Raw genomic sequence first — 22,488 nt, 5'->3', positions numbered from 1 at the left:
GCCTAGCCCAGGGCGACCAGCTTGAGGATCTCGGCCGTCACGTCGTCGGGGGAGATCCCTTCGCCCTGCGCCTCGAAGCTGAGCGCGAGCCGGTGGCGGAACACGTCCGGCGCGACGGCCTGCACGTCCTGCGGATCGACGTAGTCACGCCCGGCCATCCAGGCATGGGCGCTGCTGCATTTGTCGAGCGCGAGGGAGGCGCGGGGGCTGCCCCCCACCTCGATCCAGCGCGCCAGATCCTCGGAATAGGCTTCCGGCGTGCGCGTGGCGTAGACGAGGGCGGCGATATACTGGTCGATGGCATCGGAGACATGCAGCGCGGCGATCTCCTGACGGGCTTCGAACACGGCCTGCTGCGGGATGACCGCCGGCGCAGCCTGCTGCGCGGCCCCGTCTCCGGCGTTGTTTGCCGCCGCGACGGCGGCCTGTTCCTCGCCGCGCACAAGGCGGATCACCTCCACCTCATCCTCGATGGGCGGGTAGGTGATGAGCACATGCATGAGGAAGCGGTCCATCTGCGCTTCCGGAAGCGCGTAGGTGCCTTCCTGCTCCACCGGGTTCTGCGTGGCCATGACCATGAACAGCGGCGGCATCCTGTGGGTTTTGCCCGCCACTGTGACCTGCCGTTCCTCCATCGCTTCCAGGAGCGCGGATTGCACCTTGGCCGGGGCGCGGTTGATCTCGTCGGCCAGCACGATGTTGGCGAAGATCGGCCCGGCTTCAAACCGGAACTCCGCGCCGTTCGCCCCCTGGTGGTAGACCTCGGTGCCCGTCACGTCGGCGGGCAGCAGATCGGGCGTGAACTGGATGCGGCTGAAATCGGCCTCGAGGTTCCTGGCCAGCGCCTTGATGGCGCGGGTTTTCGCAAGGCCCGGCAGGCCCTCGACCAGCAGGTTGCCGTTGGCCAAAAGCCCGATCAGCAGGCGGTCGATCACCGCCTCCTGCCCGATGATGGATTGCCCCATGCGGCCCTTCAGGGCCTCGATCTGTTCGCGCGCGCTCATTCTGCGTCCTTCGGCTTCCCGGTGTAGATCCGGCCCCAGTCCCGCGCCATGTCGATCACGAGCCAGCCGCGGGCCTCGGCCTCGTCGAGCCCGCGGTTCAGCACGCCGACGTGGCCTTCGCGATCGTAGGCGAATTCGCGTTCGGCGTCGGTGTGGTGCAGCAGGATGCCGAGCCTCGGACCTTCGCCGGCGGTGGTGTATTCGAGCATGGCGAAATCGCCGTCGGAGTTCCCCGAGGCGAGGATCGGGCGCTTGCCGATGTGGTTGTCGATGCCCACCGGCTTGCCCGCCTTGTCGTCGATGAAGAAGATCTCGGGCTGCTTGATGATCCGGGGTGTGCCGTCCTCGGCGGTCTCGTAGGTGGTGACCGTCTGCGTGCCCACGACGTTCTGCGGCGGGATACCGTAGGCCTCTTCGGCATAGGCGCGCACGAAGTGGATGCCGCCGCCGGAGACGATGAAGGTCTGGAAATCCTCGTCGCGCAGGTAGCGCAGCAGTTCGACCATCGGCTGGTAGGTCATCTCCTTGTAGAGGAGCCCCGTCTGCGGATGGCGCGCGGTGGCCAGCCAGTCGGCGGCGGATTCGATGAAGGTCTCGGTGTCAACGCCGGTGTGGGCGGCGGCGAGCACTTCGATCAGCCCGTCCTCGCCGCTGGCCAGCACGGCCTTGTAATCCTGCGCGGCCGCCGCCTTCATCGCCTCGCTCTGCGCGATGGAAGGATCGGCCTTGGCCAGTTCGGCCACCCGGTCGATCGCGAAGATCAGCTGGAAGTAGACGGGCTGCTCCGCCCAGAGGTTGCCGTCATTGTCGAAGGTGGCGATCCTGTCCTTCACCGGCACGAAGGTATCGGCGGAAGGGTCCGTCACGCTCTCCACGAAGGCGATGATGCGGCTCTTGGTTTCGGTATCGTTCCACGAGGGCAGGGGGTCGGCGAGGGCCGGGGCAGCGGCCAGCAGGCCGGCGGCGATCAGGGCAAGGCGCATTTCATCCTCCGAGATAACAGGGCGGGGCCCGCAGAGCAGGCCCCGCCGGGGAAGTTTCCAACATATTCCCGGCAGTTGGAACCCTATTGCGAGCTGGGCTCCGAAAGCTTCTCCATCACCTTGTCGAGGCTGAAGGAGGCGGCTTCCTGACGCGGCGGGTATTCCTTGAAGGTTTCAAGGAACTGGGCCACGTACTGCTGCGCCGGAACCAGCATGTAGGCGCGATCCAGCATCCAGTCGTAGTAGGTGTTGGAGGTGCGGTAGCCGCGCTCGTAGGGATCGCGGCGCAGGTTGAAGATCAGCGGCGTGCGCAGCACCGTCAGGGGCTCGATCCAGGCCCTGAGTGTGGCCCATTCCTTCTGCTCCATGAAGGTGATCTTCCAATCCTGATAGCGCAGGGCCATCAGATCCCCGTCGTCGGAGAAATAGAAGATCTCGTTGCGCGGGCTCTTGTCGGTTTCGCCGGTCAGCATCGGCAGGATGTTGTAGCCGTCCAGATGCACCTTGTAATCGCGCCCGCCGCCCACTTCGGCCACGGTGATGCCGGTGAGCAGATCTTCCTTCACCGTTTCGTTGCCAGCCATGGCGAGGAAGGTCGGCAGCCAGTCCATGTGGTGGACGATTTCGTTGGACACGGTATCCGGGGCAACTTTACCCGGCCAGCGCACCATCGCGGGCACGCGCCATGCGCCTTCCCAGTTGGTGTTCTTCTCGCCCCAGAAGGGTGTCATCGCCGCATCCGGCCAGGAGTTCATGTGTGGGCCGTTGTCGGTGGAGTAGAAGACGAACGTGTCATCGGCGATGCCAAGCTCGTCCAGCACGTCGAGGAATTCTCCGATGTGGAGATCGTGCTCGATCATCCCAGCCTGGTATTCGTCGACGTTCTTGCCGGCGATTTCGTTGGCCAGTTTGCGTTTCTCGTCAGACACATGGGTGCGGAAGTGCATCCGCGTGCCGGACCACCACACGAACCAGGGCTTGTCGGCCTCTTCCTGGCGCTTGATGAAATCGATGGCCGCGGCGACGGTTTCATCGTCCACCGTTTCCATGCGCTTCTTGGTCAGGGGGCCGGTGTCTTCGATCTGGCCGTCGGCGGAGGATTTGATCACGCCCCGCGGGCCGAAGCGCTCGCGGAACTCGGGGTTCTGCGGGTAATCCTCGTTCTCGGGCTCTTCCTCGGCGTTGAGGTGGTAGAGGTTGCCGAAGAACTCGTCGAACCCGTGGTTGGTGGGCAGGTGCTCGTCGCGGTCGCCCAGGTGGTTCTTGCCGAACTGGCCGGTGGCATAGCCCTGCGCTTTCAAGAGGCCCGCGATCGTGGGATCCTCGATCTGCATGCCTTCCTCGGCGCCGGGCAGGCCCACTTTGGAAAGCCCGGTGCGGAACACCGACTGCCCCATGATGAAGGAGGAGCGCCCGGCGGTGCAGGATTGCTCGCCGTAGTAATCGGTGAACATCATGCCTTCATGGGCGATGCGGTCGATGTTGGGGGTTTTGTAGCCCATCAGACCCATCGTGTAGGCCGAGATGTTGGACTGGCCCACGTCATCGCCCCAGATGACGAGGATGTTCGGTTTCTCAGCCTCCTGCGCCATCGTCGGGAAGGCCGTCAGCGCCACCGCGGCGGCAAGGGCGATGGCCCCGGCGCGGATCGAAGCTGAAGGGGTGAAGTCTGTCGAGGGGTTCATTGTTCCTCCCTGTCGGGGCACGCGCCCTTGTCCGAAATGAATATCGGGGCCCCGAACGGGCCCGCGCTAACTTGGATTGCCGGGCATTCGCCCTGAATATTGGGCCTCTGAAAAAAACTGAACTCGCACCCAAGGCCGGAAGATGTGGAAGAAAGGATACACCGGAACCACGCTTAGGAAACCGGGAAACTCCATTTTTTCAGAATCTTGAGCCCTTGGGGTGGAATGGTGCGCAGCCTTGTTTTGTGGGGGCGGGTGGTATCTAGTCATCTCGATAGAACACAAAGACGATTGCGGAGGAGTGATGTTGAAACCAAATCGGGAAAGCCGCGGGGCGGGAGTGCGCTCCCTGCTCTGCGCGGCGGTTTTGGCCTTGGGCGCGGTGCCCGCCACGGCCGAGATCATGGCCAGCTACGAAACCGGCGGGCGCGACATCTTCTCGCTGCGCGTGCCCGACAACTGGGTCGTCAGCGCCGGTGGCTTCGAGGCACGCCAGGCGCCGGAGGAGGTGACGCGCGTGCCGCGCGTGCTGGGCCTGCGGCCGGAGGCGGATCGGCGCGTCTGGGTCGGCTTCGTCTCGCCCGATGGCGTCAGCACAACGGCGCAGGCGGAGGCCTACATCCGGTCGCTCGACCTTCGGCTGGTGGAGGATCCGCGCCTCGGGCCACCCCGGCAAACCACGATCGGCGGGCGCAGCACCCGGACCTACACCGGCACCGGCAGCCGTGATGGCCGGCCGGTGAGCTTCACCATCGCACTGATCGACATGCCCGGCCCGCGCATGGTGATCGGCCTGATCGTGGGCGAGGAGGGCGCGCGCGGCCTCTACCGCGATGAAATCAATGCGCTCGTGCGCTCGTTCCGGCCGATGTGAGGGGGAGGTCCACCATGAAGAAACGATCCGTCAAAGCCCCTCTCGCCCTGCTGGCGCTCGCCGGCCTCGGCCTTGCGGGCTGCGAGAACGCCAGCGTCGGGGCCTATTACGGCTACGGCTATGACTACTACCCCTATCGCACGTCGATCTACGTGCACGATCACGATCGCCCGGACCGGCCCGACCGCCCGGACCGGCCGGACATCAAGCCGCCCAAGCCGGTGCCGCCGATCGCCAAACCCCCGGCGCGGCCCGTGCCGCCGATCGCCAAACCGCCGAGCCGTCCGACCCGGCCCTCGCGGCCCGGTGGCGGCGGCGGAGGCGGGCGCCTTCGGTAGGCGTCAGCCGCTCTTGCCGGAGGCGACGGGGGCGACGCTGGCCACCAGCGCCTCGGCCAGATCCGAGATCGGCATGGGCTTCATCAGAACCTGGTCGGCACCGCAGTCGCCGAGCCCGTCGGCCAAAATTTCCGGGATGTTGCCGGAGATGAGAAGGACGGGCCTGTCCGGGGCCACCGCCTTGCTGCGGCGGCAAAGCTCCAGGCCGTTGCCGTCGGGCAGGATGACGTCGGAAAGCACCACGTCGAACTGCGCGCACTCGCACAGGACGTGCGGCATGGCCTCTTCCAGGGAATGGGCCAGCGTGACCGAGAAGCCGCGCCGCTCCAGCAGGATGCGCGTCGACTCCGCGAGGTGGAACTCGTCTTCCACCATCAGCACGCGGAGCCCGGCGCCATCCTCGGCCTGCAGCTTCGCAGGCCTTCTGGCGCCGCCTTCGGGCAGATCCGCGGGCAGCATCAGCGAGATGGTGGTGCCGTTCGGCGAGGTGTCCTCGATGTAGGTCATCCCCTGGCTCGAGCGGATGAAGCTGTCCACGATGCTGAGCCCCAGCCCGCTGCCGCCCTGTTCTGATTTCGTGGTGAAGAAGGGATCGAAGATCTCGCCCCGGATGTTCTCGGGGATGCCCGGTCCCGTGTCGGTCACGGAGAATTTGAGCCAGCGCTCACCCTGCCTTTCCGGAGGCAGACGGCCCTGCTTGTCGGCGCCGGTGGCCTCGCGCGCGGAGATCGACACGCTGCCGTTGCGGCCGCAGGCGTCGCAGGCGTTGATTACGAGGTTCAGCAGCGCGGAGTGCAGGAAGATGGCGTCGCAGTTGACCGCGAGCGGCGTGTCCGCCGCGAAGCTGAGCAAGAGGTTTTCGGATTGCATGAAGGCCGTCGATGCGCGCAGCCGTCCGATGATCTCGCGGGCGCGGATCCATTTCTGCGCCGCGCGCTTGGGTTTGGAAAAGGTCAGCAGTTCCAGCGAGCGCCCGGCGGCCGACCGCGCCGTGGACTGGGCGCGCTCCAGAAGCCGGGCCAGCTCTGGCGTGAGCCCATCCTGAACGGCCATGAGCTCCAGCTGCCTGTCGATCACGGCGAGGTAGTTGTTGAAATCATGCGCGTAGTTCGCGGCCAGCCGGCCCAGCGTGGCCAGCTTGTCGGTGCGGTGGCGGCGGATCCTGTGCTGGCTGACGTCGCTGATGTCGCTGAAGAAAAGTGCGGCCATGCCATCGGGCATTCGCTGGAAGGTCAAAAGTGTTTCGCGGTCCGGTGAGGGGGTTACCTCGCAGCGCGCGTAGTTCCGGCCGTTGCGCAGGTCGTGCAGAAAATTCAGCCAATCCGGCGCTTCCCGGGAGACCATTTCCCGCAACAGATCCTGAAGGATGTCCGCGATCCTGTCTTGGCAGAAGATCTGTGCCGTTGTCTGGCCGGCCGCGGCCAGAAAGCGGGCGGCTGGCTCGTTGAGGCGGGTTTCCCTGTTGGAGCCCGCAGGGGGGATGAGGATGAGCCCCACGTTCATCCGTTCCAAAGCCGACAGAACATGCCGGCCGTCTTCACCGTCAACCCTTATCATTCGCCGTCGTTCTCCCCAACCTGAACGGCATGCCTGCGCCGGGCCTGCACAGGCCGTACTTTCTACGTGTCCCAACCAGAACTATTGCAACTTTGAGGGGCTACCGCAATGGGGTCGTTTTGGTGGGTTGTTTCAACTTGAAGGGCGTGGCACGCGTGCCCGTGAGGACGGCGAAGACGGGTGGTTTCAGAAGCGGCGCAAAGGCGGCGTCGCGGCAGTCGAGCCCGCCGGTATAGGTGCCGAAGGCGGGCAGAATGATCCTCTGCGCGGAGACGAGAAAGCACGGGCGCGCAAGGCTTCTGCCGCGCAGCGCAATGCGGGCCTTGGGGTGGTAATGGCCCGAAATCTCGCCGCTGGCCGTCTCATCCGCAATGTGGCGGAACACGATCCCGCCGAGCGACAGGCTTTCGCGGTGCTGGCCGCCCACGTCCACCGGGCCGGGATCGTGGTTGCCCTCGATCCAGATCCAACGGCGCCCCGCCTGCAGCCGGGCGATCCAGAGCGACTCCTCCTCGGAGAGCCCGCCCGCCGCGGCGAGATCGTCGAAACTGTCGCCGAGGCAGACGACGGTGCGCGCCCGCGTTTCGGCAAGAGCCGCATCGAGCCGGGCGAGGGTATCGAGGGTTTCATAGGGCGGCACCAGCAGGCCGGCGCGGCGGGCGATGCGGCCCGATTTGCCCAGGTGCAGATCCGAGACGCAAAGCAACTCCTGCTCGGGCCAGAACAGGGCGCCGCAGGCAAGGGCCTGCAGGTCGTGGCCGGCGAAGGTGAAGGCGTGGGCGTTCATGCTTCGTTCATGGAGTGCGGGCGGCTCTTGTGCAAGCGCAAAGCGTCAGCCGATCCCGGCCTCCGCCAGCAGCGCCTCCTCGGCTTCGCGCAGAAGCCGCTCCTCGGCGGCGCCTTTCACCGGCACCTTGCCGACTTCCAGCAGCAGCGGCGCGGCGAGCGGCGTGACATGGGGGCAGCGCAGGTGATCGATCCGGCCTCGGATGCGGGCGAGCATCTCCTCGATGCGGCCGAAATCCACCAGCCCGCGCAGGGCCTCTTCGCGGGTGATCTGGAGGAGCAGGTGATCGGGATCGTATTTGCGCAGCGTGTCGTAGAGGATGTCGGAGGAGAAGGCCGTCTGCCGGCCGGATTTGCGCGCGCCGGTGCTGTTGCGCTCGATCAGCCCGGCGATGATGGCGGAGGCGCGGAAGGTGCGCTTCATCACGGCGTTGCCGGCGAGCCAGGTCTCCAGCCCGTCGCGCAGGCCGTCGGCCGTGAAGAGCGGGGCGGGATCCTCCACCGGGTCCAGACCCCAGATCAGGGTCGCGTAATCGGTGGCGACGAAGCCAAGCGGCGCCAGCCCTTCCTGCTCCATGCGCTGGGTCAGCAAGAGCCCAAGCGTCTGCATGGCGTTGCGCCCGGCAAAGCCGTAGACGCAGAAATGCGCGCGCCCCTGGTGGGGGAAGCTTTCGCACAGCAGCCTGTCGGCGCGCGGCATGCGCGAGACCTCGCGCTGGAGCGCCAGCCAATCGGCCGTATGGGCCGGCAGCTGCGGCCAGTCGGGCGCGTTCAGCAACGCGAGCATCCTGTGGGTAAGCTGGGTGGAGGTGGCGAATTTCGTGCCCATGAAGGTGGCGATCTTCGGCTTCCTGTCGGCCCGCCGCGTCACCTCAACGACCATCTCCCGCAGGCCCTCGTAGCGCACGATTTCACCGCCGATCAGGAAGGTGTCGCCCGGGGTGAGCGTTGCGGCGAAAGCCTCTTCGACTTCGCCCAGCGGCTTGCCGCCGCGGCGCCCCCGAAGCCGGACCTTCAGCCTGTCGGTGTCCTGGATGGTGCCGATGTTCATGCGGATCCGGGCGGCGGAGCGCGGATCGCGCAGGCGCCAGGTGCCGTCGGGCTGTTGCATCAGCCGCTGCCATTGATCGTAGCGGCGCAGCGCGTAGCCGCCGGTGGCGCAGTAGTCGAGGCAGGCGTCGAAGGCGGCGCGCGACAGGTCGCGGAACGCCCCGACGCTGCGCACCTCGTCATAGAGATCCTCCGCGGAGAAAGGCCCGGCGCAGGCGCGGATCAGGATGTGCTGGCAGAGCACGTCGCGTGGGCCGGGGCCGCGGGGCTCGCCGTCCAGATCACGGGCTTTCACGGCTTCAAGCGCCGCAAGGCATTCGACAACCTCGAACCGGTTGGCCGGCACCAACAGGGCCTTGGAGGGGGCGTTGTAGCGGTGGTTGGCGCGGCCGATCCGCTGCACCAGCCGCTTCACGTTCTTCGGCGCGCCGATCTGGATCACGAGATCCACGTCGCCCCAGTCGATGCCCAGATCCAGCGAACCGGTGCAGACGATGGCGCGCAGATCGCCGCGCACCATGGCGGCTTCCACCTTCGCGCGCTGCTCGCGGGCTAGGGAGCCGTGATGGATGCCGATCGGCAGGCCCTCGGCGTTGGCAAGCCAGAGGTTGTGGAAGAACAGCTCGGCCTGGGCGCGCGTGTTGTGGAAGATCAGCGTGGTGCGATGGGCCTTGATCTGCTCCAGCACCGCCGGGATCGCATGGGCCGCGCCGCCCCCCGCCCAGGGCGGTGCCTCCTCGGTATGGAGCATCGCGATATCGGGCTCGGGGCCGGGATCGGCCTGCAGGATGTCGCAGGGGTCGGGATTGCGCGCCAGGTAGGTGGCGATGGCCGAGGGATCCTCCACCGTCGCCGACAGGCCCACCCGCCGCAGGCCGGGGCAGAGCGCCTGAAGCCGCGAGAGGCAGAGCATCAACTGATCGCCGCGCTTGCTTTCGGCGAGGGCATGGATCTCGTCCACCACCACGCGCTGCAGCCCGGCGAAGGTGCGGGCGCAATCCTCGTAGGAGAGCAGCAGGGCAAGGCTTTCGGGCGTGGTGAGCAGGATGTGGGGCGGATCGGCGCGCTGGCGCTTGCGCCGGGTCTGGGGGGTGTCGCCGGTGCGGTCCTCGATGCGGATCGCGAGGCCCATTTCCTCGACCGGCGTGCGCAGGTTGCGCTTGATGTCGGCGGCCAGGGCCTTGAGGGGGGAAATGTAGAGGGTGTGCAAGCCGGGCGCGGGATTTTGCCCGAGTTCGGCCAGCGTTGGCAGGAATCCTGCAAGCGTCTTGCCGCCGCCGGTGGGAGCGATCAGAAGCTGGCAGGGCGACTCCGCGCGTGCCAGCATCTCGGATTGATGCGGGTGCAGGGCCCAGCCGCGGCGGGCAAACCACTCTTGGAATACGGGGGGCAGATCACGCATGCGCGCAAGAATAGGGGCGCATGCGCAAAAGGAAAGAGGCCCTTGTGCGGGCCTATTTCACGATCACCTCGTCCTTGACGAACATGTTGGCCCAGGCGCGGTCGATCAACTCGGGTGTCATCTGGTAGGGGATGCCTTCGAACTCGCAGATGGCGATCATCTGGTCGATCAGGAAGACGGGCTGGTAGTTCGCGTAGACGTTTCCGATCTCGGGGTAGCGCTTCTGCAGCAGGTGCACGAGCGCCTTTTCGTTCAGGGGCATCTTCTTCTTGCGGGCCACCAGGGCGAAGATCTTCAGGAAATCCTCCTGGCTGGGGCCGTCGATCTTGATCTTGAAGAAGATCCGGCGCAGGGCCGCCTTGTCGAAGATCTCGTTGGGGTGGAAGTTGGTGGAGAAGATCACCAGCGTGTCGAAGGGCACTTCGAACTTCTCGCCCGACTGCAGCGCGAGGATGTCCTTGCTTTCCTCCAGCGGCACGATCCAGCGGTTCACCAGCGCCTGCGGCGGTTCGGCCTGGCGGCCGAGGTCGTCCACGATGAAGACGCCGCCGGTGGATTTCAGCTGCAGCGGCGCCTGGTAGGTGCGGGCCACCGGGTTGTAGACGAGATCAAGCATGGAAAGTGAAAGTTCACCCCCGGTGATCACCGTGGGGCGCTCGCAGCGCACGTAGCGCGTGTCGAAGCGGCCCGACGTGCGGCGCAGGGAGTTCGGATCATCGACCTGCTCCTCGGCGGCGGAGTGCACGATCGGGTCGTAGACGGTGATCACCTGGCCGGAATACTCGATGGCGCGGGGGACGTAGATCTTGTCCCCGAGCGCGTCGCGTATGCCGTTGGAAATGGAGGATTTCCCGTTGCCCGGCGGGCCATACATCAGGATCGAACGGCCCGAGCTGACGGCGGGGCCGAGCTGGCCGAGCAGGTTGTCGGGCAGCACGAGGTGGCCCATCGCGCCGGTCAGCTGGTCACGGGTGATCTGGATGTTGCGGATGGACTGGCGCTTGACCTGTTCGCGATAGACATCCAGCGGAACGGGCATGGCGCCGTAATATTCGGATTGTGAAAGCGCATCCAGCGCGCGTGCCTTGCCGGCATCGGTGAGCTGGTAGCCCATTTCGCCGCCGGAGTTGGCGTGCAGCGTGCCGGTGGCCTCCAGCAGGCGCTGATCGCGGGCGATGTCGATCAACTCCTGCGTCACCGGGACGGGCAGGCAGATTGCGCGTGCGATTTCGGTCGCCAGTGTCACGTTCTTGCGGAAGATCGTCTTCAGCAGAATGTCCCGCATCATCACGATCGGAAGCTGCATCCCCTCCAGCGAGCGCGGAGCCGGTGGGGCCATGACCGAGCCGGTTTCCATGTTCATCTTCGTGCCCTCATCGTTCATGCGGCGCGTGCAGGCGCCGGTTGTCCGGGCCATTCAATCAGGAAATCCTGACGAAATTCGGGCATAAGCTGGGGAAAATCAGCGCGTCAGGCGCCGTGGAGCGCCCCGAGAAGCAGGTAGAAGATGAGCGAGCTGCCAAGGGCCAGCCCCATCGGGAAATCGCGTGTCTCCCAGGAGGCCCAGCCATCGGCGAGGCGCCGCACGGCACCGATGCCGCGCAGGATCCGATGGGTCGCGAAGGCGGCCAGCAGAACTGCGGCGAAGAGGATCAGGAACCGCGTGGCATCGCCCAGGGCGATGAAAGGCGCCATGGCGGCGGCGAATTTCGCATCTCCCGCCCCGACGAGGCCGACCATGTTCACGATGAAGCCCAGGATCAGGATGACCACGCCCTGGAGCAGGCGGGTGAGATATTGATCGAAGGGCAGGGCAAAAAGCCCGACCACGATGAAAACGCCCAGCAGCGCCAGCACGGCGACATTGGGAATCTTCATGAATTTCATGTCGTTGTAGGCCACCCAGACGCCGATGGGCGTGGCAAGCGGCAGAAAGCACCACGCGGAGAAGCTGCTGATTTCGAGCATCGGATCAGCCCGTTTCCAGCGCACGCAGCGCGCGTGCGGCGGCTTCGAAATGCTGCGGATGCGTTTCGATCGCTTCCTTCAGAAGGCCCTGGCCCGTCTTCACGTCGCCCTGCTTGATGGCGGAAAGCGCCAGCGTGTAGAGCAGTTCGGCCTGCTCGTCCTGCGTCACATCGAGGATCGGCAGATCGTATTTGCGCTGCGCCCCGCGTGCCAGAACGAGGTTGTTCTTGGCGGTGAACAGCTTGGGATCATAGCTGATCGCATCGGCGAAGAGCTTCTCGGCGCCGCTGAAATCGCCGCGCGTGAGCTTGGAATAGCCCCAGTTGTTGAGCACGCCGGCGGGCTTGGTGGTGAGGCCGAGCGCGGTTTCGTAGAAGCTGTCGGCCTTCTTCCACTGTTTCTTGGAGTCCGCCACCATCGCTTCCAGCCGGTAGCGCTTGTAGGTCTCCACGGTGGGCGGCACCGAGTTCAGCGTGGCCTCGGCGGCGGACCAGTCGCCGTTGCGGATCTGCGCGCCGGCCAGTTCGACCTTGTCGTCGTGGGTGGAGTCCGGATGATCCACCACGGCCTGCCAGGCGGTGACCGCCTCGCGCGGCCTCTTCGCCCGGATGTAGGACACGGCCAGGCCGCGCTTCATGTCGAGCCGGTCGGGATTGGCAAGCGCGGCCTTCTTGAAGTAGGCGACGGCTTCGTCGGGGTCAGCCACCGTCAGCATGATGTCGTTGAGGTTCGTCTCGTCGATGACGTTCAGATCCTTCACGGCCCGCTCGACTTCGGCGTCCGCGTTGACGTTCTTTTCGCATGCCGCCAGAGCAACACTGCTCACAAGGCAGATCGATACAAGAAACCTGTGGCGCATTTTCCTGCGTCCCTTACTGCTCGTTTCCTCAAGGTGCGTGGAGGATCAGGTATTCGTTGCTACCCCGCCTCATCAACGCGAATTCATTATTGTTCTCGGCACCATAGCCGGGTTTTTTCACTTTTTCAGCAGAAATCCGAAAATTCTCCCGGATGGCGTCACTTTCGCCACTATCCAGCGCATAGGCGCGGCGGAACATCTCCTTCGCTTCGCCGAACTGGCCCATTTCCATCAGCGTGACGCCCAGGTTGTTCCACGCCGGCACGAAGGAGGGATCGCGCTCCACGGCCTGCCGCAGCAGGCGCTCCGCCTGCCCGAGGCGCCCCAGGCGCAGGTTGGCCGAGCCGAGCGCGGACAGCAGATCGGGGGTGACGCCGGTTTCGGCCGCCGCGCGGTAGTAGGATTTCAGCGCAAGCTCGTATTCGCCGGCTTCCATCAGCCGGTGCCCCACGATCAGCCCGTCCACGGAGTCGGCCGCGCGGTCCACCGGGGGCGCGTAGGGGCCGGGCGCGGAATCGTTTTCGCCGCCCGTGGGTGCACAGGCGGCGAGAGATCCCAGCAGGATGGAGATCAGCAGATGTCTTGATGTCACCTTGGACTAGTTCCCGATGCTCGTTGCCGCGCCTCCGCCGAGCAGGGTTGCAATCCCGTAGACCGACGGCCCGATCAGGATGATCAGCAGCGGCGGCACGGTCAACATCATTGTGGCCAGCGTCATCTTGGTGGGCAGGGTGTTGGCCTTTTCCTCGGCCCGCATCACCCGCTTGTCGCGCATTTCGCCGGCGAAGACCCGCAGCGCATCCGCGATCGAAGTGCCGAAGGTCGCCGACTGGATCAGCACGGTCACGAAACTCGCGATGTCCGGCGCGCCGGCGCGTTCGGACATGTCCTTCAGAACGGAGGGGCGATCCTTGCCGGCCTTCAGCTCGTAGGCGACGGTGGCGAATTCCTCGGCCAGCGCCGGGAAGCCGGCCTGCAACTCGCGGCTGACGCGGATGATCGCCTGGTCCATGGATTGGCCGGCCTCGACGCAGACGAGCATCATGTCCAGCGCGTCGGGGAAGCCGTTGACCATCTCTTCCTGCCGCTGGGCCACGCGTTTGTTCACCCAGTAGCGGGGCAGGTAGTAGCCCAGCACGCCCGGAAGGAGCACCATCATCAGCGTCTTCTGCATCGAGGTGTCGGGGTTCGTCTGGCTGGTGATCACGGCGAAAATGGCGCCGGCACCGAGGAGGCCGAGGCCGAGCGCGAACTGCGCGAAGTGGAACATGCGCACCGCGTTCTTGGAGCGATAGCCCGCCCGCAGCAGTTGAAGCCGCGCCGCCGAATACTCTTCCTCATCCTGGGGTTCGAGGAAGTTTGCGTATTTCTCGAGCTTGTCGTCCTTGGTGTCGAAGCGCAGGGCCGTCTTCTCGACGGAGGTGCCGCCCTGCCGCTGCGCCTTCTTCAGCTTGTCCAGCGGATCTTCCTTGCGGTTGAGCAGGAAGGGCAGGGTGAGCGCGATCAGAAGGATGCCCAGCACGCCGACCACGACGAAGGGCCCCAGTTCGCCGAAGTTTTCCTTCAGCATCGCGTTGAATGTATTCAGAAATTCCATCTCGCCCTCCTATACCTTGATGTCCACGAGGCGGCGCATGACGATGACGTTGGCGAAGAGGAAGCCGGCCACCACCAGGCAGGCCGGGATGAACACGGCGGTTTCCTTAACGTCGTCGTAGTAGTTGGGCTGGATGATGTTGATCATCGCCAGGGCGGCGAAGGGGAAGCCCGAAAGGAACATGCCCGACCATTTCGCCTCCGCGGTGATGGCCTTGACGCGGCGGAACAGGCGGAAGCGGGCGCGGATCACGGCGGACAGGCCGGCCAGGATCTCGGCGAGGTTGCCGCCGGATTGCTGCTGGATCGTCACCGCCACGGCGAGGAAGCGCATGTCCTGCATGTCCAGCCGTTCGGCCATGCTCTTGAGCGCTTCGCCCACGTCGCGCCCGTAGGCGGCTTCGTCTGAGATCACGCCCATTTCCGAGCCCAGAGGATCGGGCACTTCGCGGGCCACGATCTGGATGGCGGAGGAGAACGGGTGCCCCACGCGCAGCGAGCGCACCATCAGGTCCACCGCATCCGGAAGCTGCTCCTCGATCAGGGCGAGGCGCTTCTTGGCCTTGCCGTTGATCCAGAAATACACGCCGCCCACGCCCATGCAGAGCGAGACGAGCAGGCGGACGGGCAGGGCCGCGCTGGTGCCGATGGTGAGCCCGAAGAAGGCCACCACCGAAAGAAGCATCATCACCATGATGATCTGGCTCGGCGAGAAGGCGATGTTGGCCTTCTGCGCTTTCTCGGCGAGGATGGAATAGAGCGGGAAGGAGCGGGAGCGCATGTGCTGCCCCATCTCCTTGCGCAGCTGCTCCAGCACCTGTTCGCGGCCGATGCCCTTTTCCAACATCTCCAGCCGGCGGTTCACCCGGCTGTTGAGGCTGATCGACTTGCCGAAGACGGTCAGGTAGATCCCTTCGACCAGCAGCAGAACGGCGACGAAGATCACGCCGTAGATGATGAGTTCCATATTGATCGGCATGGGCTTTACTCCGCGGCCATGGGCTCGAAGATCGAGGGCGGCAGATCGTAGCCCCACATGCGGAAGCGTTCGGAATAGTGCGAACGCACGCCGGTGGCGGTGAAATGCCCGATGATCTTGTTGTCGGGGGTGAGGCCGACGCGCTGGTAGCGGAAGACCTCCTGCATGGAGATCACGTCTCCCTCCATGCCGGTGATTTCGGTGATCGAGGTCATGCGGCGGGAGCCGTCCTGAAGGCGGCTGGCCTGCACGATGAGGTTCACGGCCGAAGCGATCTGGCTGCGCACCGCCTTGATCGGCATCTCGATGCCGGCCATGGCGATCATGTTCTCAAGCCGGCTCACGCCGTCGCGGGCGGAGTTGGCGTGGATCGTGGTCATCGAGCCGTCGTGGCCGGTGTTCATGGCCTGGAGCATGTCGATCACCTCCTCGCCGCGGGTCTCGCCCACGATGATGCGGTCCGGGCGCATCCGCAGGGCGTTCTTCAGACAGTCGCGCGGGGTGACGGCGCCCTTGCCTTCCACGTTGGGCGGGCGGCTCTCCATCCGGCCCACGTGCGTCTGCTGCAGCTGGAGTTCGGCCGTGTCCTCGATGGTGAGGATGCGCTCGCTGTCGTCGATGAAGCTCGACAGGGCGTTGAGGGTCGTCGTCTTGCCCGAGCCGGTGCCGCCTGACACGATGATGTTGAGGCGCGTGGCGACGGCGGCTTGCAGATATGCAGCCATTTCCTCTGTGAAGGCGCCGAATTTCACCAGATCGTCGATGCTGAGCTTGTCTTTTTTGAACTTCCGGATGGAAACCAGCGAGCCATCCACCGCGATCGGCGGGACCATGGCGTTGAAGCGGGAGCCATCGGCGAGGCGGGCGTCCACGTAGGGGTTGGATTCATCGACGCGTCGCCCGACGGCGGAGACGATCTTGTCGATGATGCGCATCAGGTGGCGTTCGTCCTTGAAGGTGACGTCGCTCAGCTGGAGCTTGCCGTTCTTCTCCACGAAGATCTGGTGCGGGCCGTTCACCAGGATATCGCTGACGTTTTCGTCCTTCAGCAGCGGCTCCAGCGGGCCGAGGCCGGTCACCTCGTCGAAAAGCTCCTGGTTGAGCTGCGCGCGTTCCTCGCGGTTGAGCACGACGCTCATCTCGTTGAGGGATTCCGACGCGATGTCGATGATCTCGGCACGCAGATCCGCCTCGGAGGCGGTTTCGAGCGCGGACAGGTTGAGGTTGTCGAGCAGGCGCTTGTGCAGCTCGACCTTGATTTCCCCGAGCCGTTCCTTGCGCTTCTTCTCCTTGTCGTCCGGCGTGGCGCGCGCCGGGGCCTTCAGCTCCTTGCGCAGGCGCGGGGCCGGTTTCTCGGCGCTGGGCACCGGGGCCAGTTCGGGCGCGGGTTCAGCCGGTTTGGATTTCTTGGCGGCGGTCTTGGATGTCTTGCTGTATCGGGAAAACACGGTCGCCTCCTATGGTCAGGCCGTTTCGGCAGAGGAAAGGTTGCGTTCGTGGATGGATTTCGCGAGCTTGGCGATTTCCTTGCGCAGCGGGTTCTTCGCGGCGTTTTCGGCCAGCGGCAGCCCATGATCCGCCGACTGGCTGACCTGCTTGCTGCCGTCGGGAAGCAGCAGTTCGATCTTGATGTCGAGGCTTTCGGCAAGCCGCTTCACGCGGCTCTTGCCGGAGAGATCGGTGAATTTCGGCGCACGGTTCAGCACGTAGCGCAGCTTCTCCACCGGCAGCTGTTCGGCCTTGAGCGCCTTGATCATGCGCAGCGCGTTCTGCGCCGAGCGCATGTCCAGCTCCATGGTGGCGAAGTAGATATGCGCCTGGGCCAGCACGGCCTCCGTCCAGCTTATCAGGGTGGACGGCATGTCGATGACGACGTAGTCGAAATTGGTGCGCGCGATCTCGATGATGGCGTCCACGTCCTCGGGACCGACGATATCGAGCGGCAGCATCTCGGGGGAGGGCCGTCAGAACGTGCAGCTTGTCGTTGTAGGTCAGCAGCGCCTGCATGAAGCTGTCGCCGTCCATGTGTTCGGTATCGGAGAGCAGCTCATAGACGATCTCGCGCCGGGGCAGATCGAGATAGGTGGAGAGGCTGCCGAACTGCAGGTCGAAATCGATCAGGCAGACGCGCGGCGGATCCTTCTTGTCGATCGTGGCCAGCTCCCAGGCGAGGTTCACCGCAAGGGTGGAGGCGCCGGTGCCGCCGGCCAGCCCGTGCACGGGCAGGATCACGGCGCTGCGGTCGCCGCGGGCCTTGCCCCTGGCGGTGGGGCCGTCGTCTTCGGGCGGGCTCACCGCCGCCTCGATGCCCTTCCGGCGGATCCGCTCGATGGCATCGTGCAGCTCGTTCTCGGGCAGCGGGTAGGGGATGAAATCCTGCGCCCCCATCCGCATCAGGCGGTGCAGCGTGTTGGGGCTCACGTTGTCGGCGATCAGGATCACGTTGATCCCGCGCTCCTTGGCGGTGCTCACGAGGCGGCCGACGAGATCGATGTCGGACTCGTCTTCCTCGTCCACCGCGATCGCCACGAATTCGAGGGTCAGGGCGTCATCCTGCTTCAGGAAGATCAGCGCATCCTCGAAGCCGAGGTCGCCCCAGCTTTCACCGAGTTCCGCTTCCATGTCCTCGATCAGAAGATCGAAATTCTGCACATCACGGGAAATCGTGCACGCCAGGAGCGGGGCCGGCTCAGGCTTCAGCATTGTCGCGCCACTACTCATTTCCTCACGTCCTTCCGTCTGTCACCGAGGCCATACGGCATGTACGGCCCGTCCGACTCGCGACTCGCAATGCGTCGCTTTACTCGTCAGTCAAGGAAGATGGTGAACAATCTGGGCAAGATTGCGGCCAAAAGACCGTAATTATTCGGTATCTTGCGACGATCAAAGAAAAGGGCCGCCACCGTTTCCGGGAGCGGCCCCAAAGGCCGGGCCTCGCGGCCCGTCAGCTTGTTTCGCCTATTCGGTGGCTTCCGTCACCGTGGAGACTTCGGTCGCGCTCTGGACGTATTCGCGCCAGATCACCTCGGCATATTTGCCGTTCAGGACCGCCGGGTGGCTGTCCACGAAGCCCGAAACCTCCGTCACCGTGCGGCGGTTGCGGCGCTCGCGGCCTTCCGACACGATCAGCGGCTGGGTTTCGCCGAAGGAAACGACGGCCTCCAGGCGGGAGGTCGAAATCCCGAGGCTCGACAGGTAGCGCACCACCGCGTCGGCGCGGCGCTTGCCGAGGCTCTTGTTGTATCCGGCGGAGCCCACGGCGTCGGTATGGCCGTAGACGCGGAAGCGCACTTCCGGGAACTGGCGGATCCAGTCGGCCTGTTTGCGCAGGGTCAGCTTCGCGCTCTGGTCCAGAACCGCGCTGTCGAAGGCGAAGTTCACCGTGGAGGGCACCTCTTCGGCGAACCGGCGCGCGAGGCTTTCGGTGTAGCTCTTCTGGCCGGTCTGGAGCTGGACGTTGTTCATCGTCGGGTTGCCGAAGCCCCCTTCATCGATGGACTGGCCGGCTTCGCCGTAGAAATCGCTGTTGCTGCAGGCGGGCAGGGCGGCAAGCCCGGCCAGGGCGAGGAGGGCAATGAGGTGCTTGGTCATCTGCTTACTCCATCACGTAGCCGTAGGAACCGGAGAAATCCTGCCGGGCCACTTCTCCGGCGGCGCCGGACACATTGGCGTTGCCCACGAGGCTGCCGTTCAGGAAGAGATCGGCCTCCGAGGGCGGCTTGATGCGATCCGTCGGCAGGGCGAGGGCCTCGCCGCGGGTGGGGGTGACGAGATGCGGGGTGATGATGATCACCAGTTCGCTCTGGTCACGCTGGAAGTCGGTGGAGCGGAACAGGGTGCCGAGCACCGGGATGTCACCGATCCACGGGATCTGGGACACGTTGTCCTGGAAGTCGTCCAGAAGCAGCCCGGCGATCGCGAAGCTCTCGCCGTCGCGCATTTCCACGGTGGTGGAGGTTTCGCGGCGCTTGAAGGCGTTGATCTGGAAGCCGTCGGCGACGATGCCGCTGGTGGGGTCGAGCGAGCTGACGGCGGCCACCATGGAGAGGTTGATCAGGTCGCCGTCCACGACGCGCGGGGTGAAGTTGAGCTCCACGCCGAAGGGTTTGAACTCCACCGAGGTGGTGCCGTTGTCCTGGGCGACGGGGACAGGGTATTCGCCGCCGGCGAGGAACTTGGCCTCCTGCCCGGAGAGGGCGGTGAGGTTGGGCTCGGCCAGGGTGCGAACAACCCCTTTGGATTCAAGGGCTTCCAGAAGAACGGCAAATTCGACGCTGCCGGCGTTGAAGCCCAGCAGCATCCGGCCGGCCGCCTCGTTGGGGGAGGTGACGGTGTTGCCGTTGAAGGGGCCACCGTCGCTGAAGGCGTTGTTGCCGGCGTCGATGGTGGCATCGCCGGAGAAGAGCGTGCCGCTGGCGGCCGCGCTGAGGTTCAGGCTCTTGGCGACGGAGCGCTGCATTTCCGCGAAGCGCACCTTCAGCATCACCTGCTGGGTGCCGCCGACCACGAGAAGGTTGGACACGCGCTCGGGCGCGTAGCGTTCGGCGAGATCAAGGGCGCGATCGAGCCGCGCGGCGCTGGACACCGTGCCCGACAGCACGATGCCGTCGTTTGCGGTGCGCACTTCGATGTTCTCGCCCGGCAGGATCTGCCGCAGGCGTTCCTTGAACTCGGCCACGTCCGGGGTGACCTGCACTTCCACGTTGGCGATCAGCCCGCCGTCCACGCCCAGAAGCGTGAGGGTGGTGCGGCCCGGGATCTTGCCGAGCACGTAGATCGTGCGATCCGAAAGCGTGGATAGATCGGCGATGTTGGGGTTCGCGATCGAGAGTTCCGCGAAGGGGACTTCGCTCTCAACGACGACGGCCCGGTTCATCGGAACGGCCAGCGCGCTGGTGACGGAGCCCCGCAGCACGCGAAGGGTTTCGGCATACGCGCCGGTTGGTGCACTTGCTACGAAGAGAGCGGCTCCACATAGGGCCGCCGAGATCCATTTCTTAAGCATCGAGTGACCCTGCCTCTTTGATCACGTGTTTTACGGGTCTGTCGCCCATTACCTGTCAACCATGCCTGCCGTGTTGTTTTTTTGCAAGAATCAATGTGTTGCGGCCCTGACCTGATGTGGAGAAGTGGCAACACATGTAAAAATGCGAAAAGGGCCGCGGATCGCCGCAGCCCTCGTTCACCGGACCAGTGTCACCGGATCAGTTGGTGCAGGGGATCGGGATTTCCACCACGTCGTTGCCGCGGCGGGTCCGGATGGTGCAGACCTTTTCCCTTTCCTTTTCAACGACTTTCTCATCTTCGATGCCCAGCAGCTGGCGCTGGTCCACTTCGATGGCCTCGGCGACGGTGTCGTCCTCGGCGCCCACGAGGGACAGCGAAAGGTTGCCGGTGGATTGCGCCTGCGCCAGCGCGGCGACCTGCTGCGGGGTAACTTCCACCGTCACAGTGCGGGCGATGCGGGCTTCGTTGCGGTCGCCATCGGCGATCTGGTCGATCGCAATGAGCTCGACGCCGGCCTCGATCAGCTTGGTGACTTCCTTGTCGCGGCTGGTGCCCGTCCAGTAGATGTCCACGCGGTCGCCGGGGCGCAGGAAGCCGGACACGCCGGAAGCCACGTCCACCTTGATCGCGAAGGCGCGCATGCCCTTGCCGAGGCGCGAGGTCAGCCCGGCGTCTTCACCCGGCTCGGTGACCTTGACGGCGAGGATGGCCTCGTCCTTCTCCATTGCGCGCAGGACCGTGCGCAGCTCTTCCGGGCCTTTCGGAAACAGCGCTTCCTCGCTCAGGAAGGCGCCCTCGGGAATTGCGTTTTCCGGCCAGCGGACCTTCTGGATGTCATCCGGGCGGATCCGTTCGCCGTATTTCATCGGGTGTTTCAGGGTGATGACTTCCACCGTCGGCACCATCTGCGCGGTCAGCGCCCTTTCGGCCTGGAGCGCGCGTTCGTAGGCACCGACGTAATCCTTGGCCATGTAAACGGCGAATCCGGCCAGGCCGACACCCAGCATCAACACCAACACAAATACCAAACGCATGACTAAGTCCTTCCGGTTTCATCGGCAGCCGCGGCGATTCAGGCGCGCACGAATGCCCTTTGCCGAGAGGTTAATTCCCGAATTGGGCAAAAAGATGATCAAATAGCGCTTGCGGGCATTTTTAGCTCGAATGTGAGAACAATCGTTTCGAAGCGCCGACCATCCCGTGTCAATCGACTGTCGTCGCGGTTACGTTGTTGCCCTGGGACGAGAAGCTGTCGCTGCTCGTGAAGGAGGCGGACATGTCGTCCACGGCGCCATCGACGCCGAGCCACAGTGCCGGGAGGATGGCGATGGTCAGAGCCACGAGGGCTGCCGTCAGAACGACCCAGTCCACCGTCACGGCGCCGTCTTCGTCCTTCTTGAACGTCTTCAGGATTCGGTGTCGCAGCATTTCTCTCTCCTCAACATGCCACCAGGTACCAAAACAGCGGGTGGCCATTTTGGCCTCCCGTCACAATATCTGTTGATCACAGGAATGCGGCCAATATTTGGCAAATCAACAAGATATCCTCTTGACCCTTGGTCATTGGCAAAAGCGAAAAAGCCGCCCCTTGGGCGGCTTTTCCTGGATCATGCCGTTGTGCGGCGAGGGGCGTATCAGTCGCCGATCGTCGCGCCGGTCACGCCGTCGCCTTGCGTGGAGAAGGTCTGGCCGGAGGTGAAGGACGCGGTCAGGTCGTCGTTCACGTTGTCGACGCCGGTGGCGACGGTGGACAGAACGGCGATGGCCAGGCCAACCAGGGCGGCGGTCAGCACAACCCAGTCAACGGTCACGGCGCCGGATTCGTCTTTGGCGAATTTGTTGAAAAGCTTGATGATCATTTTAGTCACTCCAAGGATCAGAATTTAGGTTCGCTCATTTCTCACCGATTTGGACTTTGCCTCGGATCGGCCTCTGTGATCCGCTGTCCGTCTCGGTATGAAATCGTTATGGCGGCTGTCTGGGGCGCAAATTGGGCAGGGTCGCGGTCTTTTCAGGAAGTTTCGCGCCATTTCCGGGTCTTTTCATGTGCCAATCCGGGCAGTTGGCCTGATCGGGCGGCATGGGGTGGCATGGGGTGGGTTGGGCGCCGGCCTCGCCTGGCCGTCGCGAGTGCCCCCGCGCCGGGAGGGGCGGACGGTCCAGCTGGGTGAGCGCCGCCGGGCAGGCGCGGGATGGGAGCGCAAACAGAAAAAAGCCGCTCCCGAGGGAGCGGCTTTTTCCGAATGTCTGCCGTTGCGCGGCGAGGGGCGAATTAGGTCGTGAACTCATAAACGGGATTCCGTTTTTGGCGGTGTGATGATTCACTTTCGGAAACGGAGGTGAGCATGACGGGCAGACACGATGTGAGCGATGCGGAATGGGCGGTGATCTCGCCGCTGT

20 protein-coding genes and 1 pseudogene are annotated in these 22,488 nt (G+C 64.8%); 2 read left to right on the top strand and 19 right to left on the bottom strand.

The features are described from left to right. Positions 1-2 precede the first annotated feature (2 nt). The 3 genes from PSA7680_RS09030 to PSA7680_RS09020 form a co-directional block, all read right to left on the bottom strand. Positions 3-1,004, bottom strand: coding sequence for an AAA family ATPase (locus PSA7680_RS09030; RefSeq protein ID WP_085868387.1), 1,002 nt, complete (start codon positions 1,002-1,004; stop codon positions 3-5). Beyond that, entirely contained in the window at positions 1,001-1,987 is a 987-nt protein-coding gene (locus PSA7680_RS09025; RefSeq protein ID WP_085868386.1) for an HAD family hydrolase, read from the bottom strand. The genes PSA7680_RS09030 and PSA7680_RS09025 overlap by 4 nt, the downstream gene beginning before the upstream one ends. Before the next feature lie 83 nt (positions 1,988-2,070). Continuing rightward, complete coding sequence (locus PSA7680_RS09020; protein ID WP_245824559.1) at positions 2,071-3,579, bottom strand: arylsulfatase; 1,509 nt, start codon at positions 3,577-3,579, stop codon at positions 2,071-2,073. Between the two features lie 397 nt (positions 3,580-3,976). On the opposite strand from PSA7680_RS09020, the gene PSA7680_RS09015 reads away from it, so the two are divergent. Further along, positions 3,977-4,546, top strand: coding sequence for a hypothetical protein (locus PSA7680_RS09015; RefSeq protein ID WP_139838596.1), 570 nt, complete (start codon positions 3,977-3,979; stop codon positions 4,544-4,546). A 14-nt stretch (positions 4,547-4,560) separates the two neighbouring features. Further along, positions 4,561-4,884 carry a hypothetical protein gene (locus PSA7680_RS09010; RefSeq protein ID WP_085868383.1) on the top strand — a complete coding sequence of 108 codons (324 nt, stop codon included), beginning with the start codon at positions 4,561-4,563 and terminating at the stop codon, positions 4,882-4,884. 3 nt (positions 4,885-4,887) lie between these two features. Here PSA7680_RS09010 and PSA7680_RS09005 read toward each other — a convergent pair whose 3' ends face one another. From PSA7680_RS09005 to PSA7680_RS08930, 16 genes and pseudogenes are all read right to left on the bottom strand, one after another. Beyond that, positions 4,888-6,441, bottom strand: coding sequence for an ATP-binding protein (locus PSA7680_RS09005; protein ID WP_085868382.1), 1,554 nt, complete (start codon positions 6,439-6,441; stop codon positions 4,888-4,890). A gap of 100 nt (positions 6,442-6,541) precedes the next feature. Next, on the bottom strand, positions 6,542-7,228 hold the full coding sequence (pdeM, locus tag PSA7680_RS09000) for a ligase-associated DNA damage response endonuclease PdeM (protein WP_085868381.1): 687 nt from the start codon (positions 7,226-7,228) through the stop codon (positions 6,542-6,544). Between the two features lie 45 nt (positions 7,229-7,273). Beyond that, the gene (locus PSA7680_RS08995; protein WP_085868380.1) at positions 7,274-9,679 is read right to left on the bottom strand and encodes a ligase-associated DNA damage response DEXH box helicase; all 2,406 of its coding nucleotides are present in this window, start codon (positions 9,677-9,679) and stop codon (positions 7,274-7,276) included. 52 nt (positions 9,680-9,731) lie between these two features. Continuing rightward, positions 9,732-11,042 carry a DUF8689 domain-containing protein gene (locus PSA7680_RS08990; protein ID WP_085868480.1) on the bottom strand — a complete coding sequence of 437 codons (1,311 nt, stop codon included), beginning with the start codon at positions 11,040-11,042 and terminating at the stop codon, positions 9,732-9,734. 107 nt (positions 11,043-11,149) lie between these two features. After that, positions 11,150-11,647 carry a prepilin peptidase gene (locus PSA7680_RS08985; protein WP_085868379.1) on the bottom strand — a complete coding sequence of 166 codons (498 nt, stop codon included), beginning with the start codon at positions 11,645-11,647 and terminating at the stop codon, positions 11,150-11,152. Positions 11,648-11,651: 4 nt separating this feature from the next. After that, positions 11,652-12,506, bottom strand: a complete 855-nt coding sequence (locus PSA7680_RS08980) for a tetratricopeptide repeat protein (protein WP_085868378.1) — start codon at positions 12,504-12,506, stop codon at positions 11,652-11,654. A 28-nt stretch (positions 12,507-12,534) separates the two neighbouring features. Continuing rightward, positions 12,535-13,098 (bottom strand): tetratricopeptide repeat protein, encoded by a 564-nt coding sequence (locus tag PSA7680_RS08975; protein ID WP_085868377.1) that lies wholly within the window; start codon positions 13,096-13,098, stop codon positions 12,535-12,537. Positions 13,099-13,104: 6 nt separating this feature from the next. Further along, a complete protein-coding gene (locus PSA7680_RS08970; protein ID WP_085868376.1) occupies positions 13,105-14,103 on the bottom strand; it encodes a type II secretion system F family protein in 999 nt (332 codons plus the stop codon). A 9-nt stretch (positions 14,104-14,112) separates the two neighbouring features. Continuing rightward, complete coding sequence (locus PSA7680_RS08965; RefSeq protein WP_085868375.1) at positions 14,113-15,081, bottom strand: type II secretion system F family protein; 969 nt, start codon at positions 15,079-15,081, stop codon at positions 14,113-14,115. 5 nt (positions 15,082-15,086) lie between these two features. Then, complete coding sequence (locus PSA7680_RS08960; protein ID WP_085868374.1) at positions 15,087-16,529, bottom strand: TadA family conjugal transfer-associated ATPase; 1,443 nt, start codon at positions 16,527-16,529, stop codon at positions 15,087-15,089. A gap of 15 nt (positions 16,530-16,544) precedes the next feature. After that, positions 16,545-17,802, bottom strand: a pseudogene (locus tag PSA7680_RS08955) (CpaE/TadZ family protein). A gap of 237 nt (positions 17,803-18,039) precedes the next feature. Then, positions 18,040-18,672 carry an OmpA family protein gene (locus tag PSA7680_RS08950; protein WP_085868373.1) on the bottom strand — a complete coding sequence of 211 codons (633 nt, stop codon included), beginning with the start codon at positions 18,670-18,672 and terminating at the stop codon, positions 18,040-18,042. A 4-nt stretch (positions 18,673-18,676) separates the two neighbouring features. Beyond that, positions 18,677-20,086 carry a type II and III secretion system protein family protein gene (locus PSA7680_RS08945; protein WP_085868372.1) on the bottom strand — a complete coding sequence of 470 codons (1,410 nt, stop codon included), beginning with the start codon at positions 20,084-20,086 and terminating at the stop codon, positions 18,677-18,679. A 199-nt stretch (positions 20,087-20,285) separates the two neighbouring features. Next, a complete protein-coding gene (gene cpaB, locus PSA7680_RS08940) occupies positions 20,286-21,122 on the bottom strand; it encodes a Flp pilus assembly protein CpaB (RefSeq protein ID WP_085868371.1) in 837 nt (278 codons plus the stop codon). A gap of 169 nt (positions 21,123-21,291) precedes the next feature. Next, a complete protein-coding gene (locus tag PSA7680_RS08935; protein WP_085868370.1) occupies positions 21,292-21,516 on the bottom strand; it encodes a Flp family type IVb pilin in 225 nt (74 codons plus the stop codon). 206 nt (positions 21,517-21,722) lie between these two features. Further along, a complete protein-coding gene (locus tag PSA7680_RS08930; RefSeq protein ID WP_245824545.1) occupies positions 21,723-21,947 on the bottom strand; it encodes a Flp family type IVb pilin in 225 nt (74 codons plus the stop codon). Positions 21,948-22,488: the final 541 nt, after the last annotated feature.

It is taken from the genome of Pseudoruegeria aquimaris, from assembly GCF_900172235.1.
In the GTDB taxonomy this organism is placed as follows: domain Bacteria; phylum Pseudomonadota; class Alphaproteobacteria; order Rhodobacterales; family Rhodobacteraceae; genus Pseudoruegeria; species Pseudoruegeria aquimaris.
This window is presented reverse-complemented; position numbering and strand designations above follow the sequence as displayed.